At 43.1% G+C, this 19,047-nt stretch carries 10 protein-coding genes; 4 read left to right on the plus strand and 6 right to left on the minus strand.

Annotated elements, in window-relative coordinates; all coding sequences use genetic code 11:
- Positions 1–24: 24 nt before the first annotated feature.
- The 4 genes from B4A24_RS04980 (at position 25) to B4A24_RS04995 (ending at position 8,013) form a co-directional block, all read left to right on the plus strand.
- Entirely contained in the window at positions 25–1,200 is a 1,176-nt protein-coding gene (locus B4A24_RS04980) for a FecR family protein (protein ID WP_293943214.1), read from the plus strand.
- A gap of 198 nt (positions 1,201–1,398) precedes the next feature.
- Positions 1,399–4,659, plus strand: coding sequence for a TonB-dependent receptor (locus B4A24_RS04985; protein WP_293943216.1), 3,261 nt, complete (start codon positions 1,399–1,401; stop codon positions 4,657–4,659).
- Positions 4,660–4,683: 24 nt separating this feature from the next.
- Positions 4,684–6,351, plus strand: coding sequence for a RagB/SusD family nutrient uptake outer membrane protein (locus B4A24_RS04990; RefSeq protein ID WP_293943217.1), 1,668 nt, complete (start codon positions 4,684–4,686; stop codon positions 6,349–6,351).
- Positions 6,352–6,561: 210 nt separating this feature from the next.
- Positions 6,562–8,013 carry a glycoside hydrolase family 28 protein gene (locus B4A24_RS04995; RefSeq protein ID WP_293943219.1) on the plus strand — a complete coding sequence of 484 codons (1,452 nt, stop codon included), beginning with the start codon at positions 6,562–6,564 and terminating at the stop codon, positions 8,011–8,013.
- Between the two features lie 102 nt (positions 8,014–8,115).
- Here B4A24_RS04995 and B4A24_RS05000 read toward each other — a convergent pair whose 3' ends face one another.
- From B4A24_RS05000 to B4A24_RS05025, 6 genes are all read right to left on the minus strand, one after another.
- The gene (locus tag B4A24_RS05000) at positions 8,116–8,889 is read right to left on the minus strand and encodes a GLPGLI family protein (RefSeq protein WP_293943221.1); all 774 of its coding nucleotides are present in this window, start codon (positions 8,887–8,889) and stop codon (positions 8,116–8,118) included.
- Positions 8,890–8,995: 106 nt separating this feature from the next.
- The gene (locus B4A24_RS05005) at positions 8,996–11,782 is read right to left on the minus strand and encodes an outer membrane beta-barrel protein (RefSeq protein WP_293943223.1); all 2,787 of its coding nucleotides are present in this window, start codon (positions 11,780–11,782) and stop codon (positions 8,996–8,998) included.
- Positions 11,783–12,009: 227 nt separating this feature from the next.
- A complete protein-coding gene (locus B4A24_RS05010) occupies positions 12,010–12,450 on the minus strand; it encodes an RrF2 family transcriptional regulator (RefSeq protein ID WP_293943225.1) in 441 nt (146 codons plus the stop codon).
- A gap of 145 nt (positions 12,451–12,595) precedes the next feature.
- Positions 12,596–14,239 carry an alkaline phosphatase PafA gene (pafA, locus tag B4A24_RS05015; protein ID WP_293943227.1) on the minus strand — a complete coding sequence of 548 codons (1,644 nt, stop codon included), beginning with the start codon at positions 14,237–14,239 and terminating at the stop codon, positions 12,596–12,598.
- Between the two features lie 155 nt (positions 14,240–14,394).
- Complete coding sequence (uvrA, locus tag B4A24_RS05020; protein ID WP_293943229.1) at positions 14,395–17,196, minus strand: excinuclease ABC subunit UvrA; 2,802 nt, start codon at positions 17,194–17,196, stop codon at positions 14,395–14,397.
- Between the two features lie 110 nt (positions 17,197–17,306).
- The gene (locus tag B4A24_RS05025; protein ID WP_409456475.1) at positions 17,307–18,998 is read right to left on the minus strand and encodes a GMC oxidoreductase; all 1,692 of its coding nucleotides are present in this window, start codon (positions 18,996–18,998) and stop codon (positions 17,307–17,309) included.
- Between the last annotated feature and the right edge of the window lie 49 nt (positions 18,999–19,047).

A 19,047-nucleotide genomic window follows, 5' to 3' on the forward strand; every position in this document is an offset into this window, starting at 1 on the left:
ACTGCCTTAGTTATAAGAACCATTATGAAGAAAGAGGAATTTCAACAGCTGACAGAGAAAATCAGTAACGGTACCGCATCCCAAAGGGAGATTGCACGTTACCTTTATTATTATGCCCAAATTCAGCAAAATATGGATAACGAGGATGATACAGGATGGGATACCTCTGCGACAGCAGAACTCCTACATGCTCGTATTGCCGAAAATATGCCTTCAAAAAAGATCATTATTCGAAAGCTATTTGTCCGTATATCTGCCGTGGCGGCAATACTCCTAGCTGTTTCTATATTTTATGTCTGGCACACGCTTGAGGCCCCTCAACCAGCAAAAATAACCGCGTTAAAGCCTGAAGTAAATAACTATGATATCGAACCTGGCGGCAATAAAGCTATCTTGACGTTAAGTGATGGTACGTCACTGAACTTGGACGATTCGCAACAGGGAATACTTGCCCTCCAAGGATCCTCAACGATCAACAAGACCGCCGATGGAAGACTATCCTACGCAACGAAGAGCAACTCTAAAAAGAATGCTTCACATGCTTTATATAATCGCATCAGTATCCCCGAAGGTGGGCAATATCAATTGACCTTGCCAGATGGCACGAAAGTATGGCTCAATGCGGGGAGCTCGCTGCGATTTCCTGTGGCCTTTGACCAGTTACAACGTGAGGTTGAATTGACGGGTGAAGCGTACTTTGAAGTCGCTTCGCTATATGCTCCGGGAAATAAAATGAAACGTCCGTTTGTCGTCAAAACTCCAACGCAAAAAATCGAAGTGCTCGGTACGCATTTTAACGTCGGCGCATATGATGATGAAAAGTTGGTCAAGACGACACTACTGGAAGGCGCGGTAATCGTTTCTGCGCTAAAAACAGGTATAAAAAAATCGCTCAAACCTGGACAGCAGGCATTGCTCGGAATTTCGGGACAGATTCAGCTCAGGGACCACATCGATACAGAAGAGGCCGTCGCCTGGAAAAAAGGGATGTTTTATTTTAGCAATACGGACTTGAGTATTATTCTAAGACAACTTGCACGCTGGTATAATGTCGAAATTGATATGGAGAATATCCCGAATAAGAAATTTAATGGTGAACTGTCTCGCAATGTCAAGCTCTCACAGGTACTGCAAATGATGGAAAAAACGAGTGGGATAAAATTTAAAATCGAAGGAAGGAGGCTCTATATGGTCAATTAATATCTTTTTAAAAAACTAACCCCCAAAAATTGGGGGTCGAGGTGTATGCGCCAACATAAAACCTTGTTAAGATTAGTTTTTAATGATCTACCGACTAAAGTAATTAATCAATTGTTTAATAACCTTAACTTATACAAATGTATGAATAATATTTGTGGTAAGGGCATACGTTATATGCCTTTCAAAACTCTACTGACCATGAAATTCACTTTTTTACTAACCTTTGTGGCTTGCATACAGATCAAGGCAGCTGTATATTCGCAACAGGTGAGTTTATCGCTCAAAAAGGCTCCCTTAGAAAAAGTAATCAAAGAAATTCGAAAACAGACCGGCTATGCCTTTTTTTATGATGCGGCTTATTTAAAGGAAGCTGCTCCTGTCAGTGTTAACTTAAAAAATACACCCATAAAACAGGCCCTGTCTAACATATTTGAACGCCAACGTTTTACTTGGGAAGTACTGGACAAAACGATCATCTTGACCCCGATACGTAATCAAAAGGATATCGGTCAGGTAAAATCGTCGACCTCTATAGCGATCGAAATCAAAGGACGTGTGACGGATACCACCAACAGACCTATTGCTGGGGTGACAGTCTCCGTAAAGGGTACCGCAACAAATGCGGTATCGGATCAAAATGGTCAATTTACGATCGCTGCCAACCCGGGAGACGTACTGCTACTGCGCTCTGTGGGCTATGAAATCAAAGAGCTGTCCATAGGGGATCAGCCCAATGTAAACGTTGTCCTCAAGGCGGCTACTCAAAGCTTGGAGGAGGTGAAGGTAGTCGCTGTGGGCTATGGTACGCAACGCCAGCGTAATATCACGGGGTCTGTCGTCAGAGCGAATATCAATGCTTTTAGAGATGCCCCCAACACCAATCTCATGCAGAGTCTGCAGGGAACAGTTCCAGGGTTAAATATTGGCCCCGTGACTCAAGCCGGTAGCACGCCCAACATTCAGGTACGGGGACAAAATACGATCAGTGGTGGACAGAATGTATTGATTATCCTGGATGGAATACAGTATAACAATGATCTCTCCTCTATCAATCCGGATGATATTGAATCGATTGATCTCTTGAAGGATGCTAGTGCAACGGCGGTGTATGGCGCTCAAGCTGCTAATGGGGTATTGCTCATTACTACGCGCAAGGGAAACTATAATGCCAAACCTGTCATTGCTTTATCCTCGTCCTATGCTACCCAAAATCCTTCGACTGACAACCGCCCGATGAATAGGAATGAGTTTTTGGATTATATCAAAGACTTGTATTGGGACAAGTCTTACCTAGGACCTAATTATGTCCAGCCCAACCCTGATTTTGACCTGTCAAAGTATGTGCATCGCTCGCACGCAAATGAAAGCCGTACGGAACTCGTTGGGACGGACTTTGACTGGTGGGATGCGGGAACAAAGACGGGCTTTATCAACGACAATCAACTCAGTATATCTGGGGGTGGTGAAAAGGTGAGCTACCTGATCTCCGGTGGGTATACCAATCAGGCCGGATTTATTGTTAATGATTTGTTTAAACGTACGAGTGCACGCTCTAACGTGGAGACTCGTCCTTATGATTGGCTGACGCTGGGGCTACAGGCGTCGGGGTCTTTTGTGAACAAAGATGGTGCAGAGCCCTCCATCTATGGTCTCTTTATCATGTCCCCGCTCAACTCACCTTATAATCCGGATGGCTCATACGCGGTGAATCCGGTGCCGGACACCTTTGATCTCAATCCTTTCTTTACGTATGATGTGGATGATTACGAACGCCATAATTACTTTACCGCAAATACGTATGCCAATATCAAATTTCCGTTTATAAAGGGCCTGAGTTACCGAATCAACTTTGGAAACAACTATAGAACTGATAAACATTATTACGCCAGCAAGTATGCGCAGAATCAAAAAGGTGAAGCGTATAAAGATGACGAACAGCTCTATGACTATACGTTGGACAATATCCTGACATATGATCGGACTTTTGGCGCACATAGTATTACGGCTACTGCTTTATATGGTGCTGTGGAACGTAAATATGATCGGACTCGCGCCCGTGGTATTGATTTTTCGAATATCACACTCGGGTATAATAATATTGGTCTGGCGGCCCAGCCTTTTATTGAGTCGGATGCTTACCGCGAAGCGCTTAACTATCAGATGGCTCGGGTAAATTATGCTTTCAAAGGCAAATATCTGGCGACAGCAACGCTGCGCCGTGATGGATTCTCTGGATTTGCGAAGAACAATAAATTCGCAACCTTTCCGTCGGCCTCTGTTGGCTGGATCTTTTCGGATGAAAATTTTGCCAAAAATATTGCTTGGTTAAACTACGGTAAATTAAGGGCGGGATATGGCATCAGTGGTACCCAAACACCACGTTACACATCGCTGGATCGTGTAAATATTGTACCAGGCTATGTATTTGGCGATGGTGGATCAACCAGCTTTGGTCAGTCTATTGCTGTACTGCCCAACCCGAACCTGAAATGGGAAAAAACAAGGGAATTAAACTTTGCCCTGGATTTTGGATTCCTAAATAACCGTATTTCGGGATCTTTTGAAGTGTACAACAGAAGGACCAACGACTTGCTCTTTGCTCGGGTGATCCCGCAGTTAACTGGATTTGGCTCTATCCAATCTAATATCGGGGCTGTGGGCAATAAGGGATTCGAACTCATGGTCAACAGTGCTAATATCCAAAATGACCGTTTTAAATGGAATACAACTTTCTCTTTTTCAAGAAATGTAAATAAGGTGTTAGAACTATTGGGAACGGGGGATTTGCCATCGAGTAGCTTATTTATCGGGCATCCTCTGGGCACTATTTATGGTTATCAGACGGATGGCATCTACCAATTGAACGATAATATCCCGGAGGGTTTTTACCCGGGTAGCTATCGGGTGGTGGATGCTAACGGGGATGGCCAATATACGGCTAATGACAGGGTCATTCTGGGCTCTGACAATCCGGCTTACCGATTCAGTTTTTTGAATACTTTTAAATACAATAGTTTCTCCTTGAGTGTATTTGTCAATTCAATACAGGGGGGCAAAAATGGTTATTTGGGCGATAACACCCAATCTGTACAGACGAATGAATTGGCTACCAGAATCAACCGTAATAGTCAAATTGACTACTGGACGCCGGCTAATCCAAATGGGGAATACCCTTTATTAATCAATGCGCAGCCAATTATTAATCCGAATGTGTATAGAAATCGCAGCTTTGTGCGCCTACAGGACATTACTTTGGCGTATGATTTTGGGAAAATGGCTTTTGCAAAACAGTGGGGCATTCAAAATCTTGGACTGTATGTCAGTGGAAAAAACTTGGTCACCTGGACAAAGTGGAAAGGCTGGGATCCAGAGATCTCACCGGCGACCGGGAATAACTTGGGCAACGGCGGTAGACCGCTCATAAAAGCGTATTCGGTAGGAATAAAAGCAACTTTTTAATCGGCTGATAAAATTATTTATGTGATGAAGAAATTACTCTATATATTATTATTTAACTTGGGAGCTGGTACGATGTTAAGCTCCTGTAGCAAAAGTTTTCTGGATGAAAATCCTTTGGGCTTTTTGGCAACAGAAAATGGTTATGCCTCGTATTCGGATTTTAAAAATGCAGTCACTGACCTTTATGGAAAGGTACGCACGGAATTTTATTCAAATGATGACCTCACGCCATTTCAATATATTGCTGGTTGTGATTTTCTGTATGATGGCGAGCCGGGCACGGGTGTCAATAGGTTCACTCCAATGGCCACCTCACTTAATCCAACCCATGATATCCCCAAGGTGCATTGGGTGAATCTTTACAAAATTGTATCGGGCGCGAATACCATCATCGATCTTGCTGCGCAGAGCAAAATGACTGCCGAGCAACAAACAGAAATCACGGCACAGGCTAAATTTTTCAGGGCTTTTGCCTACCGTACTCTAGGGTATTTATATGGTGGTGTCCCGCTCAACTTGGCACGTGTAACTGATGTGAAAACGGACTATACCCGCGCTTCTAAAGCGGAAGTATACGCACAATGTATCCAAGATCTTACGGCAGCTGTTGCCGGATTAAAAGATATCGACCAGGTGGCTGATGGTGCTATCAACAAACAGGCCGCTCAACATTTGTTGGCGGAAGTGTACCTGGCAGATAAGCAGTATCAGAAAGCGGTTGACCTCTCCTCGTCGGTAATTTCTAGTGCAAAGGTACAACTAATGCATAATCGCTTCGGCGCTAAATCTACTAGGTCGGATGGTAACGTGTATTGGGACTTGTTTCAACCGGGGAACCAAAACCGTAAAGCGGGCAACATGGAAGGATTGTGGGTCGTTCAATTTGAAACGGATATCCCCGGCGGTGGAGCATCTTCTTCGAGTAGGACCGGATATGCTTTGGAAAGACAGTGTGCACCTTATATCGCACAGATTCCGAACAGCACCATTGCTGTCAATCCGTTTATTACACCAGCCGATGATCTCACGGGTGGCCGTGGAATAGGTTGGTCTATACCGACTACTTACTTTAGCGAAACGATCTGGAAAAGCGACTTTGATAATGATATCCGGAATAGCAACCTCAACTTTGTCCGGGAAATGATGGCGACAAATCCCCGGTCACCCTATTATGGTCAGGTCATCTCTACCAAGAATCCGCCACCTGGAATCACAGTACCTTCTAGGGCGTTTTACGCTTACCAGGCAAAATGTACCACTCCTGGGGAGCATCCAGCAAATTTGTTTTTACCAGGGAGCTCACTCCAACTCAGCTCTAATGCTGGTGTGACTTATATGGACCAATATATGTTTCGCCTGGCAGAAACTTATCTGATACGGGCAGAGGCTTATATGAATTTAAATAATCCGGGATTAGCGGCCAATGATATCAATACTGTGCGCGCTAGATCAGCAGCAAAATCAGTGGCATCATCGGATGTGGACATAGATCTTATCTTGGACGAAAGGCTTCGGGAATTTGGCATTGAGGAAAAACGTAGGTTAACGCTCATGCGATTGGGATTGCTATATGACCGTGTGAAACGCCTAAATCCCTCGTATGGAGACGTACTGCCTAAATACAACGTCTGGCCTATTCCTCAATCGGAAATCGATGCGAATCCTGGACTAATCCAGAATGAAGGTTATTAAAATTTTGCCAACCTTTAAGCTAAATTAAGTACTGTTGCCGGCGTGCTGCCGGCAACAGTACTTACGCTTTCAAGAGCTCGAATATAGCTCTAGGGCTAATGGTACTATAAAGCTGAGAATTGAAAGAAAATTGCTGAACTAGTATATTTTAAATGTGTATATAATATGATAATAATACGAATACAACCCTTTATCTTTAATCTTTTAAGGATGTCCCTACTCGCTTGTCTGCTGTGTGGCACTATGGTACATGCTCATCAGAAAAAAGACTACCCCATAACTGTATATGGTGCGATAGGTGATGGACAGCGCCTTAACACAAAAATAATACAGCAGGTGATTGATCAGGCAACAGCCGCCGGAGGTGGCCGGGTAATCATTCCGGCTGGTCAATTTTTGACCGGGACTCTGGTCATGAAAAGCAATATTGAATTACACCTACAAGAAGGCGCTACTCTATTGGGAAATACCAATCCTCTTGATTACAAAGAGATTGAAATGCCGGGCCATCCTGTGAGTCCCAAACAGGATGATAATTCCTCGCTGGCCCTATTGGTGGCCTATCGAGCTGATAATTTCAGCATCACTGGCCCTGGAACAATTGATGGACAAGGCACAGCTCTTGCCTTAAATATTGATAGCTTATACCATCTGGGTATTATTAAGGATCCTAATTACTCTTCCTGGGGAAACCGACCTAATGAAAAAGTACGGCCTAAGCTGTTTCGCTTTTCGTTGTGCAACAATGTCTCTATAAAAGAGGCTACTTTACGGAATTCTGCCTGTTGGGGCCTGTCGTTCGAACTTTGCAACAGGCTCACTATTGACGGCGTAAAAGTGCATAACCGCGCTTATTGGAACAACGATGGCATGGATATCACTGACTGTAAAAATGTACGTGTCACAAACTGCGACATCAATGCCGCTGATGATGGAATCTGTCTCAAATCGTACTATCCGGGAAATAGTAATGACTCGGTTTATATTGCCAATTGTACGGTCAGGTCGGGTGCTAGTGCGGTAAAATTTGGTACGGCTTCATACGGCGGCTTCAAAAACGTCATCATAGATCAGATCAAGGTATTTGATACCTTTCGCTCTGCGATTGCCATCGAGTCGGTGGACGGGGGTATCATCGAAAATATAAGGGTAACGAATATTACAGCAAAAAATACGGGAAATGCACTCTTTATCCGTCTGGGAAACCGGACTAAAAAGACACCCGGAACAATCTCAAACGTGTATATAGGAAATATGGAGGTGGAGGTGCCATTCGGACGCCCTGATATTAATTATGATATCAGGGCGGCTGAACCGGCTTATCATAATCCTTTCCCTTCCTCTATAACAGGTATTCCAGGACACCTGGTGAAGGATGTCACCTTAGAAAATATCCATATCACTTACCCAGGCAGGGCTTCTAAAGCGCAAGCATATTTTCCGGTGGGCAGGCTCAAAGATTTTCCGGAAAAAATCCATGACTATCCTGAATTTTCAATGTTTGGAGAAATGCCTTGTTGGGGTTTGTTTGTGCGTCACGTATCAGGCTTGCACCTGCACAATATCACGCTTAAGCTTCTTGAAGATGACTTCCGTCCGGCAATTTTATCGGCTGATGCAACGTCCATGACAATGGATAAAGTATCTGTAATAAAACCCTAAGCTTGGCTCACTTGAAATTTGAAGTTGACATGGTAAATGGCCGGCCCGGGCTAGCCATTTACCTCTCCTTCAATGATTCAGCCACTAGCCGTAATTGTTTACTTAAAATAACACAGTTTGAAGCCGTCTCTGAAAATCCTTGTCATCAAGCCAATCGTAAACTGTATCTTTCAGCTTTTTGATGATTTCCGCTTTCGATTCTGCGACAACCTTTTTCTTTTTGGTCAGCACATTGGAAACTGGGGTATTGGTGAGCTCAATCTTCGTTGCGAACATATTAAGATTCATACTGGGAACGGATATCCCCAGGATTAACCCCGGCAAGCCATGGATTAATTCTGGCCCTCCTGGGATGGGAATCTGTCCTGCAAAAAAAGCGACAACATAGATGGAATCCTGGATGATCCCGTTTGCCCGCCTACAATCATATCCGGCAATGTTGCGGTATTCATCCGTATACTTCCATTTCACTGCCGGCAGGGAGTCTTTCAGCAGCAGCTGCTCGTCGCCAAAAGGCAATAATTTAATGAAGTCCTGATTCTTAAAATTTATATAGGTCTTTGAATCAGCTAATGACGGATTGTATTGGGATACATTCCGATAATTAGTGGGATAATCTTCCTCTACGGTTTCAAACAACGTCTCTGTATCGTAAAACTTCAGTGTATGCTGTGTGATCACCTCAACTGGTCCATTTTTGACGGCATTGTCTACATTAAGCTTCTCCCAGGTATTGAGATCTGGCTTACTCAGATAATTTCGTTTCAAATAGTTCTGTACATGAAACTTGCGCTCGAAGGTCACCGTACCACTGCTTGGGAAAAATGCATTCTGGGCGTGTATTGCCGTAATGGACATACCTAACAGCCACATCATTATTATCAATTGCTTGCTCATTTGACAATGCCTCCTTTCATCTGTAAATAATTAATTTTATTTCCATCAACCAGATGGAGTTTGGATAAAAAAAATGCTAATTTAATCATGGCCGGTTCATCGTTGTAAAATTGTAGATCAGTTTTAACATCCCATAACGACGCAATACATCGTTACTGGTCTGGACAAATGCGGTTCCATCCTGATAACGGCGTACCCCAATATTTTTATTTAATATATCATTGACAAATAGCTGCGCTTCCAACGATTTGTCCTTCAGGAATTTTTTAGAGATATACCCATTCATATTGAGCATGTTAATAGACTGCAAAGTCTTTGTTGCAGCCTGATAATCCTGCCGCATGGATACCGAGATCTTAAAATCTTTGGGTAGGTAATAAGTGACTTGGGCATACGAATCGAATTTAAATGTGGTTTGGTTCAATTCGGGCTGCAGATAGGAATCCATCTGTTCGACTCCCGGACTTAAGTGGATATAAAAATCTAATTTATTGGCCTTGTATCGGTTAAAACCTATTTCGGGCCCTACACTCCAGGTTGTATTACGGTTGAGCTTAGGCGCTTCATTGAAAAGTGATAAATAGCTATATTGACTATTGTATTGTGTATTCAGTCCCGTACTCATTCTCAAACCCCATTTCTTCTGGAGCATGAAACTATATGACCCGCTCCCATACAAACGCCAGTTGTCTTTATCAATATTCACAAAAGAGATCTGTCGGGTACCATCTTCGAGGTTATAACGAATACTGCTATTGATATTTCGTTTTCCCTGATTTGCACTGATGTAAAAATAGAAACTCTGGTCTTTGAGCTGTTTGTAAGAATTATAACTGAGGGAGTAGGAATTATTGAACCCGGCTTTGAGGTCGGGGTTGTCCAAATATTCTACGAGGGGTTGACTATTTTGCTTGAGTGGCTCTATCTGTGTAAGTGAAGGCTGAACTGTCTGCCCATAATAGTTGAACCGCAAGTTTTTCGTTTTCGAAATCTTATAGTTCACATTTAATGAGGGCCTAATAGACGTTTGATCTCGTTGCAGTATTGTATTTAAATTGTTATACGTCCGCTTTACAGCCTCAAAATCAGTCCGGTTGCTCAAATTGATGGTCAACGTATTGGTTTTATAGCTCAATGCAGTATTGATGCTGTTTTTTATACTGGAGAAATCAAAATCATTTAAGACGCGCGGATCTAATACCGTATATTCGTTGCTGATGGAATCTTTATTGAATGCTTGATTGAGCGTCTCCGATTGATTGCTGGAGAATGAATATCCGATTGAACCGGTAATCTTTTTGGACAGGGGTTCGGTATAGGTGACCGACGCTCCATAGGTGTTATTGCTGAACTTGTCTTTTTTAAATTGATCAATCGTATCGGTGCGTCTGTCATTGTTAAAATAGTTTTCCGAAAAATACCATGTCTCCGAACGGTTCTGATCTGTATTGGCGTTCAGGCCGAATGTAATGGAACGGCGCTCTTTTTTAAAACGTCGTGTCAATAGAGCATTCACATTGAATTTATCCTGATCACTATTCAGGTCCGTGCGTGACCTAGTATTTGTGATAGGCTGACCATCCAAAGTTTTCTGGAAGGCTTCTGCGTCAGAAAAATTGTCCCTGCTGGATTTATTAAAGCCCATATTAACTGTCAGATCGGTAAGTGAATCCAATTTATAATCATATCTCAGATTGGCAACATGTGATTTGCTCTCATTGTCTGATCGGGTAATATTACTGTCTATCTGTGCTCGCTCGGGCAAGTTATTCTGTGCATTATAGGTGCTTGTATTATCTACGTTGATCTGATTGCGCTTGTAATTGACATTAATCTTATGTTTATCATCTTTAGTTTTATCCGAATAGCTGACGCCCATATTGAGGGCTTTGGGGACTCCTCCACCGCGGTATCTCCCGTCAAACCCGCCATCCGTATCATCCCCACTGGAAGTGATCATAATACCACCGCCATCCATCATCTGCACATTATCACTTCCGCCAACACCGTATTTCTGGCTATCCTCAAAGCCCAATCCTACCATACCGTCATTGGCCAGGATACCATAAACGGCAATTTTCTGTGATCCCTTAAATTTATTGAGCATGATCTTACCAGCATAATATTGATCTGTCCCCCCACCGGCAATTGCTTGCCCAAAAATTCCTTTCTTTTTATCTTCCTTGAGCTTAATATCAATGGTCTGTGTACGTTCGCCATCATCCACACCGGTGCGCACAGCCAGATCCGATTTCTTTTCATACACCTGTACCTTGCTTACCATATCCGACCGGATATTTTTGGTGATCAGGGTGGGATCGTCTCCAAAAAATTCCTCACCATCAAGCAACACTTTCTTGACTTCTTTGCCCTGCGCCGTGATCTTACCTGTCCCGTCAATCGTAATGCCAGGCAGTACCCTGAGCAGATCGTCAACTTTAGCGTCTTTCTCCACTTTAAAACTACCCGCATCGTATTCCACTGTATCTCCTTTGATCACCACTGGGATTCTTCCATTGACCTGCACCTCTTCTAAAAGCAATGCTGCTTTTGACAATGATATAGCCCCAAGATCCAGACCTTGGGATGTAATATGGATATCTTTGACAAGGTCAGCATACTGCGGATAAGACACGACCATCTTATACATGCCTGTGTCAAGGTTAAGAATCTGAAAAGCTCCGTTTTCTTTTGTCCGGTCAAACTTGATTAAAATAGAATCCTTGGGATTAAGTAGCGCAACAGCGGCTTGATGAAGTTTAGCTTGATCTTTGCCATCAACAACGACTCCTATAAGCCGCTGTTGGGCGTAGGAAATAGTGCTGATGGCTGAGAGTAAAAGAAACAAAACTAAAGAGTAGGTTAGTCTCATAAATTTCCGTTTATATATTGTCGCAATAAAGATATTAATGTTACTACGGAAAATTCGTAAAATAATGTTAAATAACTAAGAAATTAAAAATATAAATAACAGACAATAAAAAAATAGGCTAGCAAAGAAATCAGCATACTGTTTATCAGTATTTTATTAAAACAAAAAGGAGATGCAACTTATCTGTTACATCTCCATTTCGTTTTTGACGACTCAATTTATTTTACCTAATCTACATTTAGATTCAATTCTTTTTCTTTACTAATTAAATGAGCGATGCTGGTATCGTTCAAAATTTGTAACATCGCATTTCTCACTTCAACAAATGTATCCCGGATTCCACAGGCATGTTCTTCCGTACACTCTTCACAGGAGCGGTAGAAATTTAGACTGACACAGGGAAGTAAAGCGATAGGTCCATCGATCAGACGCATCACCTGCGATAAAAATACATCCTCAGGAGCTTTGTTTAAACTATAGCCACCACCTGCACCTTTTTTGCTATAGAGAATCCCTGCGTTTCGCATCTCTAGGAGAATCTGTTCCAAGAATTTTTTTGGAATATTTTCTTCCTGTGCAATCTTAACGATCTGCATAGGTTCATTTCCGTAGTTACGACCGAGCACCATAAGTGCCTTAATTGCATATTTTGTCTTTTTGGAAAGCATAATTTGTTAACCCCCTATTGAATTGCAAATTTACGTTTTTTATTCTATAGAATAAAACCTATAACCTAGCTGGTAAAAAAGAACCCTTAGCACAGTTTAATCCACGGATCTATGCTAAGGGCAAATAGTATTTAATATCAAATCGTTATTGGCCCAATACTGCTGTAATGGGTTTACCGATACTTCCATTAGGTTCGGTAATATGCAGCAGCGATGAAATGGTCGGCGCAATATCGACAATATGTACCTCTGTATTGGATACGCCTGGCTTAATGCCCCAGCCCATAAATACTAACGGGATATGGGAATCGTATCCCGACCAGGTACCGTGTGTCGTACCTGTAGAGCGTGGCGTTCCGTCATACCATTGCGGCTCACAAACGATTTGGATAACGCCACTCCGTTTGTAATTAAAGCCATTGATCATTTTTTCACGGACAGGCTGTGGAATCATCAGGCTTTCACCTTTTTCCATATCCGCAACATAAGCAACACCTTCAGTCTGGCGCAACTCGCGAATAATGGTCTCTTTTATTTTGTCACGGTCCAATTGAAGCGAGTCAATCATTTGATTGTTCAGATGGACTTGGTAATTCATTAAGCTTTTGACAATTTTTTCCTGTCCGAATTTCGCTTTCAATTTTTTGTTCAGATCCGAAATAATCTGACGGGAATAGAAATAACCGCCATTTCCTTTCATATCCATATAGAATCTGGAGTTGTAGGAGGCACCGTGGTCAGCTGTAAGGAAGAAGGTATAATTGCCCTTTCCAACTGTATTGTCCAAGTAAGCGAAGAAATCGGCCAACTGCTTATCTAACTGCAAGTAAATATCTTCAATTTCAACCGCCGTCAATGAATAACGGTGTCCAACATAATCCGTTGCCGAAAGGCTGACACAAAGAAAATCGGTATTTTTAGTTGGATTATTTCCCATTTGCTCATTTTTGATCGCCTCCATGGCTAGATCTAGGGTGAACTGATTTCCCATCGGTGTTGTTTTGATCAACTCAAGGCCCTCATCTTTCATCAGCTTGGATGTCGCACGCGGCAAGGTCGGTTTTTCTTCACCCGGGTATTTTCCCTCATAAATATTATCGTCGGCAATGCTGTTGGCTGCATAAGTACTCACATCGTACATGGGCTTCCAATCCCCTTTTAGATATTTTTCAGCCAATTTTTTCTTGTTGAAGTCCTCCACCCATTTTGGCAGTTTATCCATATAAAAATTGGAGGTAATCCAGTTGCCTGACTTCGCCTCAAACCAATAGGCCGCATCGGCAAAGTGTCCTGCAGGTAATATACCACCGCGATCTTTAATCGCGATACCAATGACTTTAGATTTAAAATTTGAAGCCAATTTCAACTGATCCGTCACGGTAGATGCCAGCAAGTTGCGTGGAGATTGTTTACCTTCTTTTTCAGTCGTACCCACACCAACGACATGATCATCTTGTGTACAGTACATATTCTTACCTGTAAGCTCTTCAATCCAATCATTACCTGCTATACCATGTATTGAAGGAACAGAACCGGTGTACACCGAACTGTGACCAATGGCTGTATAGGTCGGAATATAATTGATCAGGGTATTCTCACAGGAGAAGCCTTCTTTCAAAAGTCGCTTGAAACCATCATTGCCATATCGATCCGCAAAACGATAGAGATAATCCCAGCGCATCTGATCCACCATCAGACCGACGACCAATTTGGGTCTGTCCGGTTGTTGTGCCATGGTGGAGAGTGCAGCTATTCCAAATACGATACTTAAAAAAAATCTTTTAATCATTGTTGTTAGATATTAGTATTGAGCTATTAGATTTGAGATTTCAGTCATGCAAACCTTCGGTCACGAATACGATTCTTCATTCCTTGTTCTCTTTATTCTTAATTCCAGCACGCTCTGCATTAGCAAGTCATTTAATAACAGGTGCTAAAGTAAGTTTAATCTTTTAAATGTGTTTTTAAAAATTGCCCTGTATAAGAATCTTTACAATGTACAAGGTCTTCGGGCAATCCCGCAAAAACCAGTTTCCCGCCTTTATTCCCCCCTTCAGGTCCAATGTCAATGACCCAGTCTGCCGACTTGATCATATCCATGTTATGCTCAATAACCAAGATACTATTGCCAAGGTTAATCAATGCATCAAACGATTTCAGCAGTTTTTTAATATCCTGAAAATGTAAGCCGGTGGTGGGCTCGTCAAAGATAAAAAGGGTTTTCTTGCTGTTATTCCCTTTGATCAGAAAGGAGGCAAGCTTAATCCGCTGGGCCTCACCACCAGACAGCGTACTGGAAGATTGACCGAGCTTAACATAGCCCAAACCAACATCTTGCAAAGGTTGTAGCTTGGCTAATATCTTAGGCTGATCGCCGAAGAACACGATGGCTTCATCCACACTTAACTCGAGTATATCGGCTACGGATTTACCTTTATATTGCACATCAAGGACAAACTGTTTGAACCGTTTGCCGCCGCAGGCCTCACAGGGTAGCACAATATCTGCCATAAATTGCATCTCGATCTTTACTTCTCCCTCACCCTGACAGACGTCGCAGCGACCGCCTTCAACATTAAAAGAAAATGCAGCAGGTTTCAATCCCGCAGCTTTGGATGCAGCCTGATTAGCATACAACGCTCTGATCTCATCCCAAGCTTTCACATAAGTCACCGGATTGGAACGGGAAGAACGACCGATAGGGTTCTGGTCGACCATCTCGATCTGTTCCACCTGTGCTATATCCCCCTCGATAGAATCATAGACCCCGGTTTGCTCGCCAGAATAATTACCAATTGATTTCTGTAAGGCGGGATACAGGATCCGTTTTACCAAGGAGGTCTTTCCTGAGCCAGATACACCAGATACAACGGTAAATGTATTTAATGGAAACTGGACATCGATCCCCTGAAGATTATTCTCATGTGCTCCTTTGACGGTAATACTATGGGACCATTTACGCCTTTTCTTGGGTACTTCTATCTGGCTTTTGCCACTCAGGTATTGCCCTGTCAAACTTCTGCTATCTTTTAAGATCTCGCTATACGTTCCAGCAAAAACCAGCTCACCGCCATTGATTCCCGCTTCTGGACCAATGTCAATCAGGTAATCTGCGGCTTCCATCATTTCCTGCTCATGTTCAACCACAACGACCGTATTACCGACATCACGAAGGGACTTAAGGACCGAAATCAGACGCTGTGTATCACGCGGATGTAAACCTATGCTTGGTTCATCCAATACGTAAATCGAACCTACGAGCGAACTTCCGAGTGAAGTTGCCAAATTGATGCGTTGGGATTCCCCTCCTGATAGGGTATTGGATAGACGGTTTAGCGTAAGGTAACTTAAGCCCACATCACATAAAAACTGTAGCCGGTTATTAATTTCGGCCAACAAGCGCTTGGCGATTACTTTTTCATTTCCCGCCAAAGGTAAATCTGTGAAAAATGCCAAGGCTTCTTCCAAAGGCATCAATACAATATCGGTGATTGACCTGCCCCCAACCTTGACGTAGGTCGCATCTTTGCGCAGTCTGGTGCCCCGGCAGTCTGGACAGTCCGTCTTACCGCGGTAACGTGATAACATCACGCGATATTGAATCTTATAGGTCTGCTCCTCCAGTTCTTCAAAGAATCTGTTAAGTCCTGTAAAATAACTATTTCCCGTCCATAACAATTCTTTTTGGGCTGCTGTCAAATCGGAATAGGCACGGTGTATAGGGAAATCAAACTTCAAGGAGTTTTTGACCAGTACCTGCAACCATTCGCCCATTTTCTCCCCCCGCCAAGGTGCAATTGCTCCATCGTATACAGAACGGCTCTTGTCTGGGATAACCAGATCGGGATCTATACCGATAATTTTTCCATAACCTTCGCAACGCCGACAGGCACCATAAGGATTATTGAAACTGAAAAAGTTTGGACTAGGCTCTTCAAAGGTAATTCCATCGAGCTCAAACTTATGTGAGAAATGATGTCTTTGCCCATTTTCTTCGATATACAGTTCGCCCTTTCCCTCAAAAAATCCAGTCTGAATAGAATCGGACAACCGGTTAACGGTATCATCATCCTGCTCAATACGTACCCGATCTACCACGATCAATACCGTGCCATCCTGAACTGTTGCATTGGCCATGTTCTTGTCGTCAATAATGCTTTCGATTTTTTGCATTTTATCCTGATAGACAACCCGGACAAATCCTTTCTGCAATAAAAGTGATAGCTCTTCCTTGAGCTTCCGCCCATGTGATGGCACCAACGGAGCCAAGAGCGTGACAGACTCGCCTACATCAAATTTCAAGGCGAAGTCGACCACTGAACTAACACTATCTTTTGTCACTTCCTTGCCGGACACAGGGGAAATCGTCTTGCCAATTCTGGCATAAAGCAACTTCAGGTAGTCGTATATTTCGGTAGACGTTCCTACAGTAGAACGCGGGTTACTGGTGATCACACGCTGTTCAATGGCGATCGCCGGTGCGATACCTTTGATGTAATCGACCTCGGGTTTATTCATCCGCCCCATAAACTGCCGCGCATAAGAAGAAAGACTTTCGACATACCTTCTCTGTCCCTCAGCGTAGAGGGTATCAAAAGCAAGGGAAGATTTTCCTGAACCGGACATTCCGGTAATGACAACTAATTTATTTTTGGGAATATCAACGTCAATATTCTTTAGATTATTGACTCTAGCCCCTTTTATTTGAATATATTCTTTTGGAGTATGCTCCACTTTGTTACTCATAATAATCCTTATCTCACACAAAGTTACGCAATCTTGGCTGATTATAGCCGCTCTGAAGTAAATGCATAGACGAAAAAATCGCATCCCTGTAATGGGTATTTTCTGTAGATTTAGAGCTTCCCTTTTTTCAGTTCACTGACCGCATAATCCACGGCTCTTGCTGTCAACGCCATATAGGTCAATGATGGATTCTGGGTTCCCGTTGAGGTCATACACGCACCATCCGTAACAAATACATTTTTTACCAGATGGAGCTGGTTCCACTTATTCAATAGCGAGGTATTTGGGTCCAATCCCATCCGCACGCCCCCCATTTCGTGGATATCCAAGCCTGGATTTTGCTGACTGTCACTGACCTTGAGATTCTTGACTCCGGCAGCTTCCAGCATCTCTTGCCCCTGCTGAAAGAAGTCATCTCTTGATTTATAATCGTTTTCTCCGTAACCTACAGAAGTAATCAACTGTGGAATACCATAGGGATCTTTTTGATCTGTGCTCAATCGGACGTGATTGCTCTCCTGGGGAATTGTTTCTCCCTGCATCATCATCGACACGCCCCAACAGCCCAATTCGGACAAACTGTCTTTATAGGCGCCGCCAACTGGATCACCGTCAAATTCTCCACCCCGCGAACGATAGGCACTAAAAAACGAGGCATAACCTCTCAAAAAATCGGTTTCCTGATGATGGACGTTTCTAAAATTGGGAATAATCGGCTGGGTAGGCCTACGACCATAGTAATATTTGTCTTCATAGCCCTCGAATGTACCCGAGATTGTGCCCAGATAATTATGAAAGGCGACGTATTTACCTAACAAACCGCTATCGTTTCCGAGTCCATTCGGAAAACGCTCAGATGTCGAATTCAACAAGATGAGGTTTGTCGCTAATGCCGAAGCATTGACAAAGATCACTTTTGCAAAAAATTCCTGACTCACTTTTGTTACCGTGTCAATAATGCGGACACCAATAGCTTTCTGCTGCTTATCGTCATAGCATATAGATTCCACAATCGCCTGTGGACGAATGGTCAGATTGCCTGTTTTGGCAGCCCAGGGTAAAGTAGATGCATTGGAACTAAAATACCCGCCAAAGGGACAGCCACGATGACATAAACTTCGTGCCTGACACTGGCTTCGCCCCTGGTCGATGTGGATCTGTCGGGGTTGGGTCAAATGGGCACAACGCCCTTGAATTACGGGGCGATCCTTATATTGTCGCATTATGCGCTGCTGTATCTCTTTCTCGACAACATTCATGTCCCAGGCTGGAAGAAAATCACCATCTGGCATCGTGTCAATTCCATCTTTATTACCCGAAATACCTGCAAAATGTTCAACATACGAGTACCAGGGTGCAATGTCATCATAGCGAATGGGCCAATCTACCGCAAAACCATCCCGTGCCGGTCCTTCGAAATCGTATTTAGACCATCGCTGGGTCTGACGTGCCCAAAGGAGCGATTTTCCGCCAACTTTGTTAGCCCGAATCCAGTCAAATGGTTTTTCCTGGATGTATGGTTGGGCGGCGTCTGGCAAAAAGAAATGCCTGGCGTCTTCTCGGTACACGTAACATTTTGAAGCAATGGGGTTTTCATCCCTCATTTGACGTTCCACTTGGCCGCTGTGTTTAAATTGCCATGGATCCATATATGCTGTCGGATAATCTTGAATATGTTTGGCATCTTCTCCCCGCTCTAAAACAAGAGTTTTTAATCCCTTTTCACAAAATTCTTTGGCAGCCCATCCGCCAGATATGCCCGAACCGATCACGATGGCATCAAAATAATTTTCCTTATTCATCATTATATTTAGGTCGTATTTGAAAAGGTAATATACTGTAAATAATACA

This window comes from Sphingobacterium sp. UBA7249, from assembly GCF_002472835.1.
GTDB classification, from domain to species: Bacteria; Bacteroidota; Bacteroidia; order Sphingobacteriales; family Sphingobacteriaceae; genus Sphingobacterium; species Sphingobacterium prati.